Below are 20,815 nucleotides of genomic sequence, written 5' to 3' on the forward strand. Positions count from 1 at the left end.
GAGGGATCATATGCTCGATCGATTAAAAATAATCCTATCTCCCGCAGAGGATCTCATTCAGAACGAAATTCAGCATCCAATAACAGGACAAAAGCTAGAGCTTGCCTACTTTTTGCCACTAATTGATGAGCAAAAAATTCACGCGTTCATAACGGTTCCATTTTCTAAAAATGAATATCCTTTTATGAATTTACTAAAGTCTAACCCTAACTTTACAAAGGTTACTGATCCAGCGACATGGACTGACCTTTTGCTGCGTGGTCAAGCATTAATTGAATTCCAGGATCAAATTTTTTCTTTCGATGCAATGAAGTTCAGCTATACAGACTTATCGGAGGCTAAGCTTGAAACGTCCATCCTTGGTCCGCAAAACTCATTAAGTGAGGATCCCATCATCTCACTTAATATTATCCGTAATGCCTATGTGTCACCAGAACTCGTTATCGATAAAATGAATGTCGGAAATTTATCGAGAACGGGATTGTACATCATTTATGACCAAAGAAAGGTGAACAAGCATACATTAGATCTAGTGATGAACAAGCTAGCCAGCGTGCATTTGGATCTCATCCAATCCACCGGTCAGCTCGAACGCTTATTGAACGGTAAGAAATATCAGCTATTCCCTACTCTGCTCATTACGGAGCGCATAGATAGAATCGGACGGGCCCTGTCTTTCGGAAAGGTCGTTCTTGTACTGAAAGGCTCACAATATGCGATTATTCTACCTGTTACGTTCTTTGATTTTATGCATGCAGTTGAGGATCATTATGAATCGATCTGGATGACCAAGCTATTAATTTTTCTGCGTTATGTCGCCTTATTCATTACATCGACACTACCGGGACTATACGTCGCCATATTGTCCTATAATCCAGAGGTCTTTAGGCTGCAGCTCACCTTCTCATTAGTTGCTAGTCGTTCGATCGTACCTTACCCTTCGTTTATCGAGGTCATCATTATGCTCCTAATGATTGAAATGCTGCTAGAATCCAGTATTCGAATACCTAAGCTAATTGGCTCGACATCTACAACGGTAGGCGGGTTAATTTTAGGCTCAGCAATACAGCAAGCAGGATTAGTCAGTAGCGTTATGATTATTGTGACATCGCTAGTTGCGATCAGTAATTTCGTGCTGCCGATACATACGATGTCTCTTGCTATACGATTTCTGAAATATCCGATTATTGTATTTGCCATTTTCTTCGGACTCGCCGGAGTATTTCTAGGGTTATTTGTCTATATCATAAGTCTGTGCAGCACGCGCAGCTTTGGAGAATATTACTTCCGCTATCGCGGTGACGTAAGCACCAAGAAGGGTGATATTGGAGGGACAGGAACAGCATGAATCGTTATGTATCCTACCATTACTTTATTAACACCTTCTCGAATATCATGCTGCTTGTCCCTTATCACCTGACAGTGGCTAGATTCGATGGTGCTGTGTTGGCGATACTCCTAAGTCCTGTAATTGGTGGAATATTGCTATATATGTTCACGTCAGGTATGCAAGTTTTTCCGGAAAAAGGATTTCCGGAAATTTTTAGCCTATTCTATCCAAAATGGCTTGTGAGAATCCTTATGACCTTTAAGGCATTAATGATTGGAACGTCCACCGCAATCGTCGTCACGTCGTATGCGGTCATTATTACGAGGTTTCTCAATCCAGAGGGCAATCAGTATGCGATTATGGCCGTACTAATGCTTGTCTGTGCGTTTGGGGCAACACGTTCCACAGTGACTGTCAACTTCATACTGGAGATTATTTTAATTCTCAATATCCCACTCATTGGGTTTATTATTTACAAGTCGATTCATACTCCATTAATGAGCTGGGATGCCATAATTATTGTCGCTAAGCATTTTTATCAGCTGCCATCTCTGCTCGTTTTTGCTAGTGCGATGTTTATATTTACTGGTTTTATGAACCTAGCGATCTTCAATCGCGTGCTTCCGCCAAATTTTCGTTTTAAGCATCGATGGGCATTTCCGCTAGTGGCATTTCTTGTCTTAGTTGTAACTTTTTTTGTACCGATAGGTATTCACGGGACTGAAGCTGTTGTACACTACGTATTTTTATGGAGTGCAACGGCAGACTCCTTGAAAATGATGTATGGCTTTATTGAACGTATGCTATTAATCTTTCTCCTTGTGATTATTAACCTCTCGTTAACGTATACAGTGGTTGGTTGGCATATCGTTCTAGAATTTTTCAAGAGTCTATTTCCGAATAACAAGGTTGACTCGGATGAAGCAAAGCCGCCACTCAAAAGCTATGTCATCATGGCCGGTATGCTTGCTGCCACGTTTTTACTTATGTTTAGTATTAATGAGTTAACTGTCGTGTTTCTAGGCGCGGTGTTCCTAATTATACGAATGTGTTCAGAAGTAACCTTTACAATATGGGTGTATGTACTTAGTAAGAAAAAGGTGAGAAGGTATGAAAAGAAGGCTAATGCTTAGCTTTGTCGCCAGTATACTACTAGCTGGAGCCTTGCTTTCAGGCTGCGGGTTTAAAGATATAGACAAGCGGTATTTTGTAGTCGGTATGGGAATCGATAAGGGTGAAAATGAGGAAAAGCCTTATCGCATCACATTAAAGCTTGGTGTACCGTCTGTTCAAATCGATGCAGGTAAAAGCAAAACTCAGGTAGAAACGATCGAGGCTGTCTCAATTGCAGAAGGCGTGCGCATGCTGAAGTCTCATGTCGATAAAGAGATTGACTTTGGTCATTGCAAGACTATTCTTTTGGGCGAATCATTTGCGCAGGATAGTATCGTTGAAGCGGTAACCTGGATGTCCAGAAGGAGGGACATTCAAAATATTGCAGCTATCGGAATTGGCAGCCCAAATGCTGAGGATGTCATTAGAGTGCAGCCAGACGTAGAACGATTTCCCGGTAATACACTAAACTTATTTTTTAGCGAGGATGCGACTGAATCATCGTTTACATTTATTGAGCTGCTCACCGATCTGACGAGAAGAATTTATGAAAAGGGTCTCGATCCTTACCTGCCTGTTATTACGGTACAATCAGAGGATAACACCTACGTCATTAATAGAGTCGCATTGCTTAATAAGGAAAAGGTTGTCACGGTGCTGGAACCTAAGGAAACTCAGCTGCTTAGTCAGCTTACAGCTCATACAACCCATAGCCAGTTTGGCTCCTATCGGAGTGATCCCTTTGTTATATCAGTCAACGGTATAAAGATACACTATAAAATTAAAAAGTCTGATACTGCTCCAAAAGTTGAAATGAAAATTAAGCAGTCAGTTACATTTGAAGAAATGCCGATTAACTCCTATTATAGCAATCCTGAGGGAACGGTCGCACAGCTGGAACAGGCTTACACAGAGGATGTTCTTAAGCTACTTCAAAAAATCCAGAAAGCGGGAGTTGATCCTTACGGCTTCGGGCTACGCTACCGCGCAAGATTTCACCTGCCTAATTTCGATGAGGAGTGGCCTGACATTTATAGCCGTATGGAGTTTGATGTAAAGACAAAAGTAGAGGTAAGAGGAACAGGACTATTAAGGTAAGGAATAATGCTGCTCAAGCATTGCTTAAGGGATGCTTGAGCAGCATTGTTATGTAAAATATTTAGCTTGGCACGAGTCGACTATGATACTTAAGCTTGTCGATACGCTGAACACCGATACCGAACATCGCTGCTTTCAGCTCGTATTCAATCGTCGCTAGTCGTTCAACAATCGTTTGCTGTGGAGCGCTTGAATCAACCGCATGAGCTAATAGCGTACGGCCAAATCCTGCCGCATCAGCCCCTAGCGCAATGACTTTCGCAGCATCCACACCGTTATTCAGTCCCCCACTGCCGAATAGTGCACAATGCTCCATCCCATCACGAAGCTCTAATAGACAATCAGCTGTTGAATTTCCCCAATCTAGAAAGCTGCTCGAAGCATAATATTGGATAGTGGAAGGAGGTGTTCGATAGTGCTCCACCTGACTCCAAGACGTACCGCCTGCTCCTGCAACATCAATAAACTGAATACCTATCTGTATAAGTCGGTCGCGGACCTCCGCATCAATCCCCCATCCGACATCCTTCACTCCAATAGGAACAGAGGAACGTTTCACTACGGACTCAAGCTTTTGTAACAGCCCAGAGAAATTCGTATCCCCTTCAGGCTGAAACACCTCCTGCAGGCTGTTAAGATGAAATACAAGTGCATCCGCTTCTGCAAGCTCAACTGCACGCAGGCAATGCTCCTCCGTTAGCCCATAATTCAAGCTAACAAGTCCTAAATTTGCAATGATAGGAATCGTTGGAGCATACTTACGAAGCTGAAAGCTGTATGCTAAATCGGATTGATTGAGAGCTACCTTCATGGAGCCCAAAGCTAGCGCCCAGCCTCTTACCTCTGCTGCAGCTGCCAGCGCTTGATTGATTCTATAGGCTCGCTCTGTTCCACCGGTCATCGAGCTAATAAAAAGTGGCGCCTTAATCTGTTTACCAAACATCGTTGACGTCAAATCAATGGCTGCAAAATCCATCTCTGGTAGTGATAAATGCTTGAATCTCCATTTTTCTAGCCCTGTCGTAATCCCTTCACCCTGTACGGGCTTTTCTAGACAGATCGAGATATGCTCATCTTTACGCTTCTGTGTTACATCGTTGTTTAGATTATTCATATACCTCTCCTTTATGTATTAACGGCAGAACTAGAAAAACACACTTAACGCTCAATCCAAGCTTGGGCGGTTAAACGCTGCTGTAATTGCTCCCACTCTGGAAGTGCTTCCCAGTCCCCATAGGTTTGTACAGCCAAGGAGCCATTAATAGCTGCTATTCGTACAGCTTCATAGGTGTTCATCCCTTTGCATACCCCTGCTATAAACCCTGCACAGAAGCCATCGCCTGCACCTACCGTGTCAACAACCGTTTCAGCGGGATAGAATGGCACTTGTGTCTGAACTCCTTGCTCATAGATCACATTAAAATCGCCTTTGCCCTTGACTATACAAGTTGCTTTCAGCTCATTCAGCTTACTGTCAATTAGTGCTTCATCTTCCGTATCATATAGAAGCTTTAGCTCATCCCACCCAGGTAAGAAGTAATCTGCCTCTTGAGCAAGCTTCAATATGACTTCCCTTGCCTCTTCTAATGACCACAGCTTTAATCGTAAGTTCGGATCAAAGCATATTCGCACCCCATGTTTTTTTGCAATCTCAATGGCACGATATACCGTATTTTTGCAGCTTTCGCTTAATGCTGGCGTGATTCCTGTTATATGCAGCAACTCTGCATCTTTAATGTACTGCTCATCTAATTGCTCCGGGGTCATCGTACTAGCAGCCGAGCCCTTTCGAAAATAATGAACTGCATTTCTTCCACTTATTTGTTCACGAAACATCATGCCCGTTGGAGCTTCCTTACTATATAACACTCTTGATACATCAACGCCTTCACCGCGTATCGCCTTTACAATTCTTTTGCCTAGCGGGTCATCGCCCATTACACTGAACCAGCCGACGTCGACCCCTAATCTGGCAAGACCGATTGCAACATTGCTCTCAGCTCCTCCAAAACGATGCTGCAAGCTGTCTGCGCGCTCAATGGATTGCTGCTGCGAAGGTAAAAATAACGCCATGGATTCTCCAAATGTTACGATCTGAGGGGAATAGGGTTTCATACGATAGCCTCCGTTTTATTAATATAGACATGCAGTAACGTTTATAGACTTTGCTTAAGCAGAACTGCCTGAATTTGCAAATAAGTGATCGAGCTTGGCAGTGCCTCTTTTATGTTGCGTAGCAGGCTTGCATCTACAGAAGCTGTAGCTTCTTGTATCAGCTCTTCTTGCTCCGCATTAAACAATCTGGACCAATCCATTGGAAATCCTTCTTCAATTGCACGAAGGATGTGCTTTTCAACGGTTTGCTGGGAAAAGCCTCTTTGCTCTCGAATTTGTTCTATCGTTAGGCCTGACATAAAGGACTCATATGAAAGCAAATAGCTTGGCTTTTTATCTGGGTCAATTACAGCATGATCCTGCTCTATCGTCTTAGCAGATGAGACTTGAATATGCGCCTCCTTCGTCGCTGAGGAAGCTTGCTGCCTGAACGGTTGTACTATTGCGATAATATCATCACCGTATTTTGTCGCCTTCGCCTGACCAATTCCTTTTACATTCATCAGCTGCTCAAGCGACGCAGGTGCGGCTTCAGCTATTAAACGGAGCGTAGCATCAGAGCAAATCATAAATGGTGGAATTTGTTCGAGTGCTGCTTGCTGTCTGCGCCAATCCTTCAAAGCAGCAAAAATTGGGGATGCATCCTGCGATGAATTGCTTAGTAGCTGCTTCACTTTGCTGCGTCTACGTTGCCATACCTGCTCTTTCCCTTCAATGACATCGCGAGCTCGTTCTGCTAAGGAAACAACTGGATATTGCCCAGAGCTTAGCTGTAAATATTGCTCGGCTACAAGCCAGTTCAGCCATTCCACAATTTCCTTCTCTGGAGCTTGCTTCATTAAGCCATAGGTTGATAATTGCTGAAGATTTGCGCCAAGCAAACGCTTGTCTGATGACCCCTTGAGCACCTTGGCAACCATCGTTACACCGAATCTGCCTCGCATACGAGCAACGCAGGACATGGCCATGAGCGCATCCTGAGTACGGTCAACCTTCTCGCTAGTATCGAGACAGCTGCTGCATTTTCCACAAGGCTCAACCGACCGTTCACCAAAATAATCGACGATAAATTGTTGCAGGCATGAATCGGTACGACAATAGCTGGTCATCTCATGCAGCTTGCCCGCTTGAACCGCCTTACGATTGTCATCGCCCATACCCTGCTCTATTAAATAACGATGAATAAATAAGTCACTTGCATCAAAAAGCAAAATACATTCACTTTCATCACCATCACGTCCGGCTCTTCCAGCCTCTTGATAATAGGATTCCAGATCGCCCGGCACCTGCCAATGAAGCACATACCTTACGTTAGGCTTGTCAATGCCCATGCCGAATGCGTTCGTTGCGACGATTATTTTGCTCTGATCAAATCGAAACAGCTCTTGCGCCTCGGCTCGTGCAGCATCCGATAGTCCACCATGATAAAGCTCAACCCTGTACCCAAGCTCGTTGATCCGCTCATATACGGACTCCGCTTCTTTTCTCGTTGCTGTGTAGATAATACCAGACTGCTCCGTTCTTTCTCTAAGAAACTGAGTAAGAAAGCTCATCTTATTTACCCCAGTAACGACGGACAAGGATAAATTCGGTCTGGCAAACCCAGTAACGAATGATGACGGGCTCTGCAGCTTAAGCATCGCCACAATATCCTCTGCCACCTCCTGCGTCGCTGTTGCTGTAAAGGCAGCGACGACTGGCCGATTATCCATTCTACTAATGGCAAGCGCCAGCTGTCGGTAGCTTGGACGAAAATCATGCCCCCATTGTGACACACAGTGGGCCTCGTCAATAGCAATTAGCGGGATTCGCATATGCTCAGCAAGCTGCTGGAACATCGGTGCATCGAATCGTTCTGGAGCAATATATAACAGCTCATATTCACCGTTAAAAGCCTTAGCTAACGTTTCTCGGTACTGCTGCTGGGATAAAGAGCTGTTCAAGTACGCAGCGGAGACGCCTAATCGAGTTAACGCATCAACCTGATCCTTCATTAGAGAGATTAAAGGTGAAATAACGAGCGTTGTTCCTGGCAGCATAAGAGCAGGGATTTGATAGCAAACAGATTTTCCTCCACCTGTCGGCAAAATGGCAAGCGTATCTCTCCCATTCACGATGCTATCTATGATTTCTTCCTGACCTGGACGAAATTGGTCGTAGCCATATATTTTTTTCAGTACTGTATGTGCCGACATTGGCTATACCTCACTTTCATTAAAGCACAAGCTTGTAATAAAGAACCCTGTCTTCCGATTGTATGGGAGCAGCATTTGCGCTACTACGCATTGGAATGACAGGGTCTTCCCGATCAATTGGATTAGGTCGTGTCAGACAGCCTTAGATACCTAGACCAGCTTTAACAACCTCAATAACCTGAGCTACTGAAGCGGCAGACTTATCTAGCGCTGCTTTCTCCTCGGTTGTTAGTTCTAACTCAACCACTTTCCCTATGCCGTCGCCACCTAATATAACAGGCACACCCATAAAGAGCTCGTCATAGCCGAACTCACCCTCAAGATAAGCGATGACAGGGATAATACGCTTCTTATCCTTAAGGATCGCTTCTGTCATTTGCACGAGTGAAGCAGCAGGAGCATAATAAGCACTGCCGTTGCCAAGCAAATTAACAATCTCACCGCCGCCAACGCGGGCACGCTGTACGATTGCCTCAATTCGCTCTGCAGGGATGAGCTTCTCAATTGGAATGCCGGCTACATTAGAATAACGTACAAGCGGTACCATATCATCACCGTGTCCGCCAAGTACAAAGCCTCGGACATCCTCTACAGAAACATTCAGCTCCTGCGCAATAAATGTACAGTAACGAGCAGTGTCAAGCACACCCGATTGCCCGATTACACGATTCTTTGGAAATCCAAGCGTGTGGTAGGCTGCGAACGTCATCGCATCTACAGGATTACTCAAGATGATCACATATGCATCGGGACTAGTAGCTTTAATCTGCTCACAGACGGACCGGACAATACCTGCGTTCGTCATAACAAGATCGTCTCTACTCATACCAGGCTTTCGTGCAATGCCAGCCGTAATAATGACGATATCGGAATTTTTCGTATCCTCATAGCTGGATGTACCGATGATCCGTGAATCCACACCCATCACAGGCGTAGCCTCTAGCATATCGAGTGCTTTCCCCTTAGTCGGATTCTCAAGAGGTTCAATATCAACCAGCACAACATCGCCAAGCTCCTTTTGAGCTAGCATCAAGGCAGTTGTAGCCCCAGTGAATCCAGCGCCAACAACCGTAATTTTTTTACGTGTAATAGCCACTAATCATCCTCCTAAAGCTTTTTAGTTACTTCTGGTGGTACTTCATTGCAACTAAAAAGCCACATCGGAAGCATATGCTAAGCTTTTTAGTTACTTCTGGTGATACTTCTCTGCAACTAAAAAGCTGCTTCGAAAGCATATGCTAAGCTTTTTAGTTGATACATGTTAAAGAGAGCCTATATAGGCTCTCTTTTTGTGCAGATTCTAGCTGCTTCTTATGCTAAATGTTTAATGATTTCGTCTGCGAATTGAGAGCACTTCACTTCAGTAGCGCCTTCCATTAGACGAGCAAAATCATAAGTTACTGTTTTGTTATTAATTGCAGTTTCCATACCTTTGTAGATAAGATCTGCAGCTTCCTGCCAGCCTAAATGCTCAAGAAGCATAACGCCAGAAAGAATAACTGAACCTGGGTTAACAACGTCTTTATCAGCATACTTCGGAGCTGTACCATGCGTTGCCTCGAAGATTGCATGTCCTGTTAGATAGTTGATATTAGCACCTGGTGCGATACCAATTCCACCTACTTGTGCTGCAAGAGCATCGGATAGGTAGTCACCATTCAGGTTCAGAGTTGCAATAACGTCGAAGTCTGTTGGACGTGTAAGTACTTGTTGCAATGCGATATCAGCAATCGCATCTTTAACGATAATTTTACCTGCTGCTTCTGCTTCGGCTTGAGCTTTGTTAGCTGCCTCCACACCTTCAGCTTCTTTAATGCGGTCATATTGACCCCATGTAAATGTTTTATCAGCAAACTCTTGCTCTGCAACTTCGTAGCCCCAGTTTTTGAACGCGCCTTCTGTGAACTTCATGATGTTACCTTTGTGAACAAGTGTTACAGTTTTTCTGTTATGCTTAATTGCGTATTCAATCGCAGCACGAGCCAAACGCTTAGATCCTTCGGAAGATACAGGCTTAATTCCGATACCAGAAGTTTCAGGGAAACGAATTTTGTTAACCTTCATTTCTTTTTGAAGGAACTCGATTACCTTTTTCACTTCTTCAGAACCAGATTGATACTCAATACCTGCATAGATATCTTCAGTATTTTCACGGAAAATAACCATGTCTACTAGCTCAGGACGTTTAACTGGAGAAGGTACACCGTCAAAGTAACGTACTGGACGCAGGCAAGTGTATAGATCTAGCTCTTGACGAAGTGCAACGTTAAGAGAACGAATTCCTCCACCGATTGGCGTCGTAAGCGGACCTTTAATCGCAACAATGTACTCACGAATTGCAGTTAGTGTATCAGCAGGCAACCACTCGCCAAACTCGTTGAATGCTTTTTCTCCTGCGAACACTTCATACCATGCAATTTTCTTTTCGCCATTGTATGCTTTTTCAACTGCTGCATCTAGAACACGCTTTGAAGCTTTCCAAATATCGCGCCCAGTTCCATCACCCTCGATAAATGGGATAATTGGTTGATTTGGTACTTGCAATACCCCGTTATCAATTGTAATTTTTTCACCATCAGTAGGCATTGCGAATTTTTCAAATAGAGACATGAATCATTTTCCTCCTTTAAAGTAATTAAATCGATATACATTAGCTATTATAGCAGATTATCGCTCATCAACTGGAATGTAAGACGCTTGGATTGGTCCAACATATTCAGCACGAGGACGTATCAATCTATTGTTCTCATATTGCTCTAAAATATGAGATGTCCAACCTGATACGCGGCTAATTGCAAATAGCGGTGTAAACAAGTCACGCGGGATTTTTAGAGCAGTGTACACAGAAGCTGAATAGAAGTCAACATTCGGCTTCAAGCCTTTGCGGCTTGTTACAAGCTCTTCAATTTGCGTGGACATTTCATAGAGCTCAAGATTACCTATCAAATTACCAAGCTCGAAGGACATCTTCTGAAGATGCTTTGCACGTGGATCACCGTTTTTATAAACGCGATGACCGAAGCCCATAATTTTTACTTTATTGGCTAATGCATTTTCGATGTAAGCCGTTACATTATCTTTGGAGCCAATCTCCTCAAGCATAACCATAACCGCTTCATTCGCACCGCCATGCAATGGTCCTTTTAATGCGCCAATAGCAGAGGTAACCCCTGAATATATATCAGATAGAGTAGCAACTGTAACACGAGCAGCAAAGGTAGAAGCATTGAGCTCATGATCGGCATGTAGTACAAGTGCTTGATCCAATGCCTTTACAGCAATATCAGCCGGCTCTTCACCAGTTAGCATGTATAAGAAATTATGAGCAATGGAAACTCCTTTTTTCGGAGCAATCGGCTCTTTACCTTCACGGATACGAGCAAATGCTGCAACGACTGTTGGAAGCTGGGCTTGTAATTTAATCGCTTTCAGTTGGTTCGCTTCGGTAGACATATCTCCGCTTAGCGGATCATAAAGCGCCAGGCTTGATACTGCTGAACGAAGTGCTGCCATAGAATTTGTATTCGCAGGATATAGCTTAATCGCCTCAATGACTTCGTTCGGAATTGCAGCAAACTCATCCAGCTTTTGCTGTAATTCAGCGAGTTGATCGCGACTTGGCAATTTACCGTACCACAACAAATATGCTACTTCTTCATATGAAGCCTTTTCAGCAAGTTCGTCGATGTTAATACCACGGTATGTTAAAACCCCATCAATGATAGAACTGATAGAGGATTGCGCTGCTACAATACCTTCAAGACCTTTTGTTGCTGTCATCGTTCCCTCTCCTTTATTATTAAGAATGAATTAATAGAGCCTATTGTTCAACCTGAATCATCAAAATTAATCATATAGGATTTTGTCAAAAAAGTGAACATAAGCTAGGATAGAAATGCTTTATCGCCTTCATTGATAAAATATATCAGGTAATTTTTCCATAGCTTGTTTATTATAGCACACAAGTTCTTACGCGCAAAAGATTTCAGGACAATAAACAGCAGAATCCTTGAAAATGCTCATATCGAAAACTAATAACTTTTTAGATATTATGATAAACTATTGAACAAGTCACCGAACTGGAGGAATAAAATGTCACAACGCTATGGCATCATCGACATTGGATCAAACTCAATTCGACTCGTCATATATGAGAAAACGGAGCATGGTGCGCATCGGGTAGTCGATGGCAGCAAGCGCTCCGCACGTCTTAGCAGCTACATCAACGAGCAGGGTGAGTTAAGCCAAGAAGGCATTCATGTGCTGATTGACACACTTAAAATTTTTCAACTATTAGCCAAGCAGCATCAGCTAGAAGAGCTTGTGCCCATTGCGACAGCTGCTATTCGCAATGCTGCTAACCAAGCAGACATTGTCATGCAAGTAGAACAAGAAACCTCACTTCATATAAAGATACTATCTGGTCTTGAGGAAGCTGAATATGGTTTTTTAGGTATGATCAATTCTATTTCTGTTCAAAGTGGTTTTTTGCTAGATATAGGCGGGGGTTCATCTGAGCTTACACTATTTATTGATCGTAAAATTATTCATAGCTTTTCCTTTCCATTTGGTTGTGTAAGTCTAAATAAGCAATTTGACAGCAAGCAAGGACTAAATGACATTGAGCTCACTCAGCTTTACGAGGAAATCGAAAGAGAGCTCGCTAAGCATGATTGGATTGCAGGCTATAAGCATCTACCTCTAGTTGCTGTTGGCGGTACGGCGCGAGCAGTCGGCAAAATCCATCAAGCATCCATTGACTACCCGCTTGCTCAAACTCATAATTATCCAATGTCGGATGCAGATGTTATGGAGCTGTTCAATCAATTGAGGGCTTTGCCTCAGGACAAGCGAAAAAAGACTAACGGACTAAGCAAGGATCGAGCAGATGTTATCATTCCAGGTCTTGCAATCTTAACGAAAATATTTCAATATACTGATGCTGAGCGTTATGTCATTTGCGGGGCGGGACTCCGAGACGGAGTGTTTCATAAGCTGTTTTTCCCAGAGCAGCCGCTACACAATAACCCGCTTGAATACAGCATAGAAAACTTAATCGCGCTGCATACTGCCCTGCCGCGTGCTCATACGGATCACATTAGTGCACTAGCAGATCAGCTGCTGTCCATTCTTATGAAGGATGACCCAAGCAGGCAGAGCTACGCGCTATATTTGAATGCTGCAGCACGGCTTTATCGAATCGGCGCAACGATCGAATACTACCAGTTTGCAAAGCACACTTTTTACCTTATTGTGCATTCGCATCTAAATGGACTTTCGCATAAGGAGATATTACTCGTCGCTGCCATCGCTTCGTTTCGCAGTAAAGGCAAAGCGAAGTCAGAGCTTAAAGGCTACAGCAAGCTGATCTCTCAAGAGGATCTAGATACAATATCGCGGCTCGGATACGTGCTGCAGCTCGCTGCTGCCTTAGATCGCAGCGAAGCACAGAGTATTCAGAGCATGGAGCTTAGTCTGGATCAAGATACAATGCATATTACAATCACAGAAGCACAAACGGATATGGAGCTGGAAGCCCACAACGTTGAGGAATTGGCGTCAGACTTCAAAAAGCATTGGGGAGTAAGACCGATTTTATCGATAGAGCTTAAACAAAATTAGCCCAGCACCGCAGCTGCTTTCGCAGCCAATAACAAAGAAGCGTAAACCTCGGTGCATGAGGTTTACGCTTCTTAGCGTCGTTATTAGTATAGCTTGCACGTTGTATTTATTATTGCTGTCTCCATTAAACTTTTCTCTCGCAGGACCCGTATTATTGGACGTATTCCTTCCTGCCCTTCCAACGCTCTACTTGCTGGGACTCAAATTGACTTCGATATGGTATTGCTTCATCAATAGCAACTCTTTCGTATTGACCATTTACACCTAGCACTCTAGCCTTCACATTATCAGCTAAGTTAAGCTGCAGTATGACAATAAGTAAGTTTTTCAATTCACTATCAAACACGGGACAGAGCAGCTCCACACGTTTTTCCAAATTCCTTGTCATCCAATCAGCGCTGGATAAGTATACCTCTTCTTCCCCATCATTGTAGAAGTAAACTATACGAGAATGCTCAAGATAGCGGTCAACGATACTGATTACTCTAATATTTTCACTTATACTAGGTAACCCCGGCCTTAAACAGCAAACACCACGTACAATCAGATCGATATGTACGCCTGCTCTAGATGCTTCATATAGCTTATCGATCATCTCTTGATTCGATAAGCTGTTCATCTTGGCGATAATTTTTGCTTCTTTGCCTGCACGCGCATGCTCAATTTCTCGATCAATCAGCTTCAGTAGTCTAGCCTTTAAGCCTGCAGGAGCAACCGCAAAGGCTTCCCAGTCACGGGGCACCGAATACCCTGTGATTTCATTAAAAAGTGCAGAGGTATCAGATCCGATCACGTCGTTGCTCGTCATTAAGCCAATATCTGTGTATAGCTTTGCCGTGCTTTCATTATAGTTGCCTGTTCCGACATGGACATACCGCTTTAGCCCATGCTTCTCTCTTCGTACAACTAGAAGGAGCTTCGCATGTATTTTTAGTCCGACCAAGCCATATACAACGTGACAGCCTGCTTTTTCTAGCTGCTTAGCCCATGCAATATTGTTTTCTTCATCGAAACGAGCCTTAAGCTCCACGATGACGGTCACTTGCTTTCCTGCCGCTGCTGCATATTCAAGCGCCTTTACAAGTGAAGATTGACCGCTAACCCGATACATCGTCATTTTAATAGCTAGCACATCAGGGTCCTTTGCCGCTTGCCATACGAATTCATTGACAGGCTCAAAGGATTCAAAGGGATGATGCAATAATACATCTCGCTCTGCGATGACACTCATAATGTCCTTATCCTCATCAAATTCAAATGGGTAGATCGGATCAAATTTTTTGTAGCGCAGCTGATCGTGACCATTCACCATGCTGGAAAGCTTCATCATAAAGCTTAAATCAAGCGGCCCGTCGATCATATATAGTCCTTCCTCAATCTCAAGCTCTTCCTTAAGCACCTTCAATGCATAGGCATCAATGTCGCACTCTACTTCCAGTCGAACTGGATTCCCCCATTTTCTACGTCGCAGCTCCTTCTCAATCTCCTCAAGCAGGTCCTCGGCACCCTCCTCATCAAGTGATAGGTCCGAGTTACGAGTTAGACGGAACGGGCTAACAGACTCTACTTCATAGCCTGTAAACAACGAGTCAATGAAGGTCGTAATGATGTCCTCAAGCAATATAAATTCCTGTTTTTTACTATTGCTGCGGCTTGGAATGGCGAAGCAACGAGGAAGAATCGATGGAATCTGGATGATTGCAAACAATGGCTCACAGCCCTCTTCCTCTTCTCCCTCCATACGCAACGTAACTGCAAGGTACAGCTCCTTCGTGTGCACATGAGGAAAAGGCCTGCTTTGGTCAACTGCCATTGGCGTAATTACAGGAAAGACAATCTCATTATAATAGTCAGCAATTGCCCTTTGTGCAGTTATGGTGAGCTCTGAATACTCACGTATAAAAATACCTTCTTTACTTAAACACTTTACGATTTCTCGATACGTTCGATACTGCTCGGTAACCATGTCTTTGGTCCGCTTTTGCAACCTTTTCCACAATCCCGATGGAGAGTAGCCCGTGAAATCCATTTTCGTTAAACCCGCTCGAATCTGCTCATGAACACCAGCCACACGTACACTCATAAATTCATCTAAATTACTTGAAACAATGGATAAAAACTTTGCTCGCTCAAGAAGTGGATTTCGTTGATCCTGCGCCTCTTGCAGCACTCTGCGATTAAATTCTACCCAGCTTAGATCTCTATTTAAATAGGCTGATAATTGCTTCGTCATGAACGTTCCCCCTATGCAGTATTATTTCTAATCTCAAATATTAAACTGCATTAACAAAACTATATCGAACAATCGTTAATTATAATGCTTTGAAATGTAAAGGAATTGTTAAATTAGAAACGACGAAACATGAACCTTCCATTATTAATGCCTGCTTCAATCCATTTCAATATGATGCCTTCAAAGATTCGTCGTGTTAATGGAATGATAAGTAATACACCAGCAATATCGGATATAAAACCAGGTATAAGTAGAAGTAACGCTCCTGCAAGCACACATACACCATTAACTAAAGCACGCCCTGGAATTTGCCCAACATTCATTTGTCCTCTCGCAATCTGCATCACTTTACGTCCTTCGTAGATCGCTGCAGCCGCTCCAATTACACTTATCATGATCATTAGTGTGAAGGTGTTCCAGCCACCAATCCAATCTCCAACGAGCAGCATTCCCCATATTTCTATTAGTGGATATATGATTATTATTGCGGGCAGCCACTTTTTCATCCTCTTCCACCTCATTTACATCATTTGTAATTTTTCATAAAGCTCAGGCATGACCTTCGAAAGTCGAACGGGCTTGAACGTTTCATTCACCCATACATGCTTAGTACCACCATGTACTAAAAGCTCCCCAGGCAATTCCTCACTGGAAGCATAGCAACCTGCTTTATAATCAGCTTCCGTTACTTTCCTTACTTGAGATTCAAACTCCATACGCAGAGGAGTGAGATTTTTCATTCTTGTACAAATAATAACCATATCATCATATTTAGCAGGCAGCTCATAGCTGACCGACAAATCAATAACAGGAAACAGCAATCCATTTTCCTCAATATCTCGATAGGTTACCCCTAAAGCTCTTACCCATTCTGTACGGCCAATTTCAAACCAGGTTACATAATTGCCGTGAAATACGACTCCCATTTGATCTGTTTCTTGGTATCTAACACGTTGTGGATGAACTAGCCATTTACCAGCCATGTTGAATGCTCCTTTTTGCAACTCTTTTTATATCATTATAATAAAGGTTATGCTCGCCATGCAAAGCACAAACAGCAGCAGATAAACATAAGACCGCAATCTTCTGTAAAACAAGAAGATTGCGGTCTTTATTTACTGCCGAATATGCTACAAAGAATTACTTCGTAATCAAAGCCGAGAAGATGGGACGATACTAGAAACAGAGGAGCGCAGCGTACATTACTTGGTACGTGAGCTACAATGTTTTCGAAGAAAACATGCTTCGGAAGCTATTTCGGTAGCGTTCCATATTCGATGCCGAATATGCTACAAAAAATTACTTCGTAATCAAAGCCGAGCTTTTTGACTACCTTTATAAATTAAAGGACTTTGGATTGGCCCGAGTAGATATACCCCGTCTCCGCATAAATCGTAACTTCCATACCATCCTTAAGCAGTTCAGTTGCGTTCTTAACACCAAGAATAACAGGTGTGCTTAGGTTAATGCCGCATACTGCTGCATGGCTCGTAATGCCGCCTTGCTCAGTAATAACAGCGCCTGCGCGCTCGAATGCTGGGATGTGATCCTTGTCAGTAGCTACTGTTACAAGAATATCGCCTTGTTGTACCTTCGCATTTGCTTCTTCAGCTGTACGAGCTACAACAATTTTGCCTGTAACATTTTGACTGCCGATCCCTTGTCCAGTTGCAAGCATCTCGCCAATATGATGAATTTTCATTAGGTTCGTTGTACCAGCACGTCCAACAGGAACACCTGCAGTAATGACAACCGTATCACCAGCAGCTAGCCAGCCTGTATTCAAGGCTCCGTTCACTGCAGAGTCAAACATCTCGTCCGTTGTTTCAGCTTCAGGTCCTTGAACCGGGAATACCCCCCAGCATAAAGCTAGACCTCGCATAACTTGCTCAGTTGGTGTAACTGCAACAATTGGCGCTTTTGGACGGTATTTTGATACAACACGTGCAGTGAAACCACTGTGCGTTGATGTAACGATGGCCTTAGCATTAAGATCTAATGCTGAGTTCGCAACAGCTTGGCTGATCGCTTCTGTTACGGAGTTTTGCTGTGCACTCGCTTGCTTCATAAATATTTCGCGATATTCTAATGCTTCTTCAGCGCGCTGTGCAATGCGTGACATCGTCTGAACCGATTCCTCTGGGTACTTACCAGCAGCTGTTTCACCTGAAAGCATAATTGCATCTGTTCCATCAAAGATTGCATTCGCTACGTCACTCGCCTCTGCACGAGTAGGACGCGGATTACGCTGCATGGAATCCAGCATTTGAGTAGCTGTAATAACTGGCTTACCAGCAACATTACATTTTTTAATCATCATTTTTTGAACTAGAGGTACTTCCTCTGCTGGAATCTCAACGCCCAAGTCGCCGCGAGCTACCATCAAACCGTCTGACACCTCTAGAATTTCATCTAGATTGTCTACGCCCTCTTGGTTCTCTATTTTAGATATAATTTGAATATGGCCTGCATTGTGCTGCTCAAGAAGCTCGCGAATTTCTAATACGTCGCTTGCTTTACGTACGAATGAGGCAGCGATAAAATCAATGCCCTGCTCAATTCCGAATATGATATCATTTCTATCTTTTTCTGTAATACCTGGAAGAGAGATTTTTACACCAGGTACGTTAACGCCTTTTTTACCTTTAATCGGACCGCTATTTACGATGCGACAATGAACTTCTGTACCTTCGATGCCTTCAACCTTCAAGCCTATTAAACCATCATCGATAAGAACTGTTGAACCAACGGACAAATCGTTAGGAAGATTTTTGTAAGTAACAGGAACGCGATTACGATCACCAATAATATCTTCGGTAGTTAATGTAATTGCATCTCCTTGAGCAAGCTCAATCGGTTCTTCGTTGAGTTTGCCTAGACGAATTTCTGGACCTTTCGTATCTAGCAAAATTGCTACTGAAGTACCAAGCTCCTGATTCGCTGCACGAATATTTTTAATTCGATTACCGTGCTCTTCAAAATCTCCGTGTGAGAAATTTAAGCGAGCTACGTTCATTCCTGCATTGATCAATTTCTTCGTATTTTCCAACGATTCGCTGGATGGTCCAATTGTACAAACGATTTTAGTTTTACGCATGATAGGTTTCCTCCGTTTAATGCCTGAAATTCAAAACTATAGTATCATCATTGCATCATAATTTTATCGGTTTTATAGTGGATTGGCAAGTTATAACAGCAGTTTTCGACATACAATCTAAAACTTCTGCGATAGGCCGCTTGAACAGACTATTCTATAGCTTGGCCAGCTTCTGCCTCTGCCATACGATATTGTCCAATTTTTCTAAATTTATGGTAGCGATCCTCGATCAAATCGTTCTCATTCATCTCTAACAGCTCGTCCAAATGCTTTCCGAGAGATGCCTTAATAGATTCTGCTTGCTCTTCGAGATTACGATGCGCTCCACCCTGCGGCTCAGGAACGATTTCTTCTATGATTTCTAATTGAAGTAGATCTTTCGCTGTAATCTTCATCGCTTCAGCTGCTTCATCAGCTCGAGATGCATCCTTCCACAATATCGAAGCTGCACCGTTTGGTGAGATCGCCGAATAGATTGCATTTTCAAGCATGATGACACGGTTACCTACACCAAGCGCCAGCGCTCCACCGCTACCACCTTCACCAATAACGACACAGATGATTGGCACACCAAAGCCAGCCATCTCCCGTAAATTTCGAGCAATCGCCTCGGATTGTCCACGCTCTTCAGCAGTATCCCCAGGATAGGCACCCTTAGTGTCAATAAACGTAATGATTGGACGTTTAAATTTATTAGCCTGCTGCATTAAGCGCAGCGCTTTACGAAAGCCCTCCGGATGGGGGCTACCAAAAAAGCGAGCAATGTTGTCGCGTGTATCTTTTCCGCGTTGATGACCAATAACGGTTACTGGCAATCCGTTAAATTTAGCGATTCCGCCTACTATAGCAAGATCGTCAGCAAACAGTCGATCACCGTGCAGTTCTATAAAGTCTGTAAATATCGCGTTAATAAAGTCAAGCGATGTAGGACGCTGATGGTGGCGGGCTAGCTGCATTTTTTGAGCTGCAGTTAGCTCACGATACATCGTATCTTCCAGTTCCTTGCAGCGTTCCTCAAGTCTAGCGATTTCCTCAGAGAAATCTAGTCCAGTCCCATCACTTAGGCTTTTCAGTTCTTTAATTTTATTACGAAGCTCATTCAGTGGCTTTTCAAAAGGCAGCTCACTCACTCACAGAAACCTCCTTTACCATATGCATATCGAGAAGCTTTGTAAGCATCGTGCGCATATCCTTGCGATGCACAACCTTATCAAGCTGTCCATGCTGCATATTAAATTCTGCAGTTTGAAAATTATCAGGAAGCTTCTGACGAATCGTTTGTTCGATTACGATTCGACCAGCGAATCCGATAAGTGCACCCGGTTCTGCAAGATTGTAATCCCCTAAGCTTGCAAAGCTAGCTGATACACCACCGGTAGTAGGATCAGTAAACACAGAGATATACAAGCCGCCATCGCCTTGGAATTTTGCCAAAGCCGCGCTTGTTTTAGCCATCTGCATTAGACTTAATATACTTTCCTGCATCCTAGCACCGCTAGATGTAGAGAATATAATAAGAGGCAGCTTTTTAAGATGTGCGCTTTCAATTGCTCGCGTAATTTTCTCGCCAGCAACGGAGCCCATACTTCCAGTAAAGAAATCGAAGCTCATTACGGCAACGACAACCGGAAAGCCACCAATGGCCCCTTCACCAGACACGACAGAATCCATTAAGTTGGATTTAGCCTTTTGCTGCTCTAGCTTTGCTTTATAGCCTGGGAAGTTTAATGGGTCCACAGATTCCATCGTTTCATCGTATTCAACGAAACTGCCTTCATCAAGCGTCATTGCTATGCGCTCTCTAGCGCTTAAGCGACCATGATAACCGCATGATGAACAGACCTTAAGATTTTTCTCAAGCTCTTTACTATACTGTATATTGCCACATTTTGGACATTTGTTCATTAGTCCTTCCGGAACCTCACGTTTTGGACGCTCCGTAGGAATCGTGGCATATTTCTTCTTAGAAAACAGATCTTTTATTTGCAATTTTCACACCTCTTTGGGCGCAA

The 20,815-nt window shown here is 43.3% G+C and carries 16 protein-coding genes; 4 read left to right on the top strand and 12 right to left on the bottom strand.

Annotation, left to right across the window (positions count from 1 at the left end; all coding sequences use genetic code 11):
* Window positions 1-10 precede the first annotated feature (10 nt).
* The 3 genes from M3180_RS04035 to M3180_RS04045 are packed head-to-tail and all read left to right on the top strand — an operon-like array spanning window position 11 to window position 3,541.
* A complete protein-coding gene (locus M3180_RS04035; RefSeq protein ID WP_251665987.1) occupies window positions 11-1,348 on the top strand; it encodes a spore germination protein in 1,338 nt (445 codons plus the stop codon).
* Entirely contained in the window at window positions 1,345-2,463 is a 1,119-nt protein-coding gene (locus M3180_RS04040) for a hypothetical protein (RefSeq protein ID WP_251665989.1), read from the top strand. The genes M3180_RS04035 and M3180_RS04040 overlap by 4 nt, the downstream gene beginning before the upstream one ends.
* Window positions 2,441-3,541 (top strand): Ger(x)C family spore germination protein, encoded by a 1,101-nt coding sequence (locus tag M3180_RS04045; protein ID WP_251665991.1) that lies wholly within the window; start codon window positions 2,441-2,443, stop codon window positions 3,539-3,541. The genes M3180_RS04040 and M3180_RS04045 overlap by 23 nt, the downstream gene beginning before the upstream one ends.
* Window positions 3,542-3,602: 61 nt before the next feature.
* Here the strand turns inward: M3180_RS04045 and fni are convergent, their stop codons facing one another.
* The 6 genes from fni to citZ all read right to left on the bottom strand — a co-directional run bounded on the left by fni (window position 3,603) and on the right by citZ (window position 11,631).
* Complete coding sequence (gene fni, locus M3180_RS04050) at window positions 3,603-4,655, bottom strand: type 2 isopentenyl-diphosphate Delta-isomerase (RefSeq protein WP_251665994.1); 1,053 nt, start codon at window positions 4,653-4,655, stop codon at window positions 3,603-3,605.
* Window positions 4,656-4,699: 44 nt separating this feature from the next.
* Window positions 4,700-5,656: a sugar kinase gene (locus M3180_RS04055; RefSeq protein ID WP_251665995.1), complete on the bottom strand. Its 957-nt coding sequence runs from the start codon at window positions 5,654-5,656 to the stop codon at window positions 4,700-4,702.
* A gap of 41 nt (window positions 5,657-5,697) precedes the next feature.
* Window positions 5,698-7,851, bottom strand: a complete 2,154-nt coding sequence (gene recQ, locus M3180_RS04060; RefSeq protein ID WP_251665997.1) for a DNA helicase RecQ — start codon at window positions 7,849-7,851, stop codon at window positions 5,698-5,700.
* A gap of 142 nt (window positions 7,852-7,993) precedes the next feature.
* Window positions 7,994-8,947, bottom strand: a complete 954-nt coding sequence (gene mdh / locus M3180_RS04065; RefSeq protein WP_251665999.1) for a malate dehydrogenase — start codon at window positions 8,945-8,947, stop codon at window positions 7,994-7,996.
* A gap of 215 nt (window positions 8,948-9,162) precedes the next feature.
* Window positions 9,163-10,461 (bottom strand): NADP-dependent isocitrate dehydrogenase, encoded by a 1,299-nt coding sequence (icd, locus tag M3180_RS04070; RefSeq protein ID WP_251666001.1) that lies wholly within the window; start codon window positions 10,459-10,461, stop codon window positions 9,163-9,165.
* Window positions 10,462-10,518: 57 nt separating this feature from the next.
* Window positions 10,519-11,631 (bottom strand): citrate synthase, encoded by a 1,113-nt coding sequence (citZ, locus tag M3180_RS04075; protein WP_251666003.1) that lies wholly within the window; start codon window positions 11,629-11,631, stop codon window positions 10,519-10,521.
* Between the two features lie 312 nt (window positions 11,632-11,943).
* On the opposite strand from citZ, the gene M3180_RS04080 reads away from it, so the two are divergent.
* Window positions 11,944-13,473, top strand: a complete 1,530-nt coding sequence (locus M3180_RS04080; protein ID WP_251666005.1) for a Ppx/GppA phosphatase family protein — start codon at window positions 11,944-11,946, stop codon at window positions 13,471-13,473.
* 151 nt (window positions 13,474-13,624) lie between these two features.
* Here M3180_RS04080 and M3180_RS04085 read toward each other — a convergent pair whose 3' ends face one another.
* From M3180_RS04085 to accD, 6 genes are all read right to left on the bottom strand, one after another.
* On the bottom strand, window positions 13,625-15,706 hold the full coding sequence (locus M3180_RS04085; RefSeq protein WP_251666007.1) for an RNA degradosome polyphosphate kinase: 2,082 nt from the start codon (window positions 15,704-15,706) through the stop codon (window positions 13,625-13,627).
* A gap of 113 nt (window positions 15,707-15,819) precedes the next feature.
* Window positions 15,820-16,212: an FxsA family protein gene (locus tag M3180_RS04090; RefSeq protein WP_251666009.1), complete on the bottom strand. Its 393-nt coding sequence runs from the start codon at window positions 16,210-16,212 to the stop codon at window positions 15,820-15,822.
* A 15-nt stretch (window positions 16,213-16,227) separates the two neighbouring features.
* Entirely contained in the window at window positions 16,228-16,689 is a 462-nt protein-coding gene (locus tag M3180_RS04095) for an acyl-CoA thioesterase (protein ID WP_251666010.1), read from the bottom strand.
* A gap of 359 nt (window positions 16,690-17,048) precedes the next feature.
* On the bottom strand, window positions 17,049-18,803 hold the full coding sequence (gene pyk, locus M3180_RS04100) for a pyruvate kinase (protein WP_251666011.1): 1,755 nt from the start codon (window positions 18,801-18,803) through the stop codon (window positions 17,049-17,051).
* 149 nt (window positions 18,804-18,952) lie between these two features.
* On the bottom strand, window positions 18,953-19,933 hold the full coding sequence (locus tag M3180_RS04105) for an acetyl-CoA carboxylase carboxyltransferase subunit alpha (protein WP_251666012.1): 981 nt from the start codon (window positions 19,931-19,933) through the stop codon (window positions 18,953-18,955).
* A complete protein-coding gene (accD, locus tag M3180_RS04110; RefSeq protein WP_251666013.1) occupies window positions 19,926-20,792 on the bottom strand; it encodes an acetyl-CoA carboxylase, carboxyltransferase subunit beta in 867 nt (288 codons plus the stop codon). The genes M3180_RS04105 and accD overlap by 8 nt, the downstream gene beginning before the upstream one ends.
* Window positions 20,793-20,815: the final 23 nt, after the last annotated feature.

The sequence above is a fragment of the Paenibacillus camelliae genome (assembly GCF_023715345.1).
Taxonomy (GTDB): Bacteria; Bacillota; Bacilli; order Paenibacillales; family Paenibacillaceae; genus Pristimantibacillus; species Pristimantibacillus camelliae.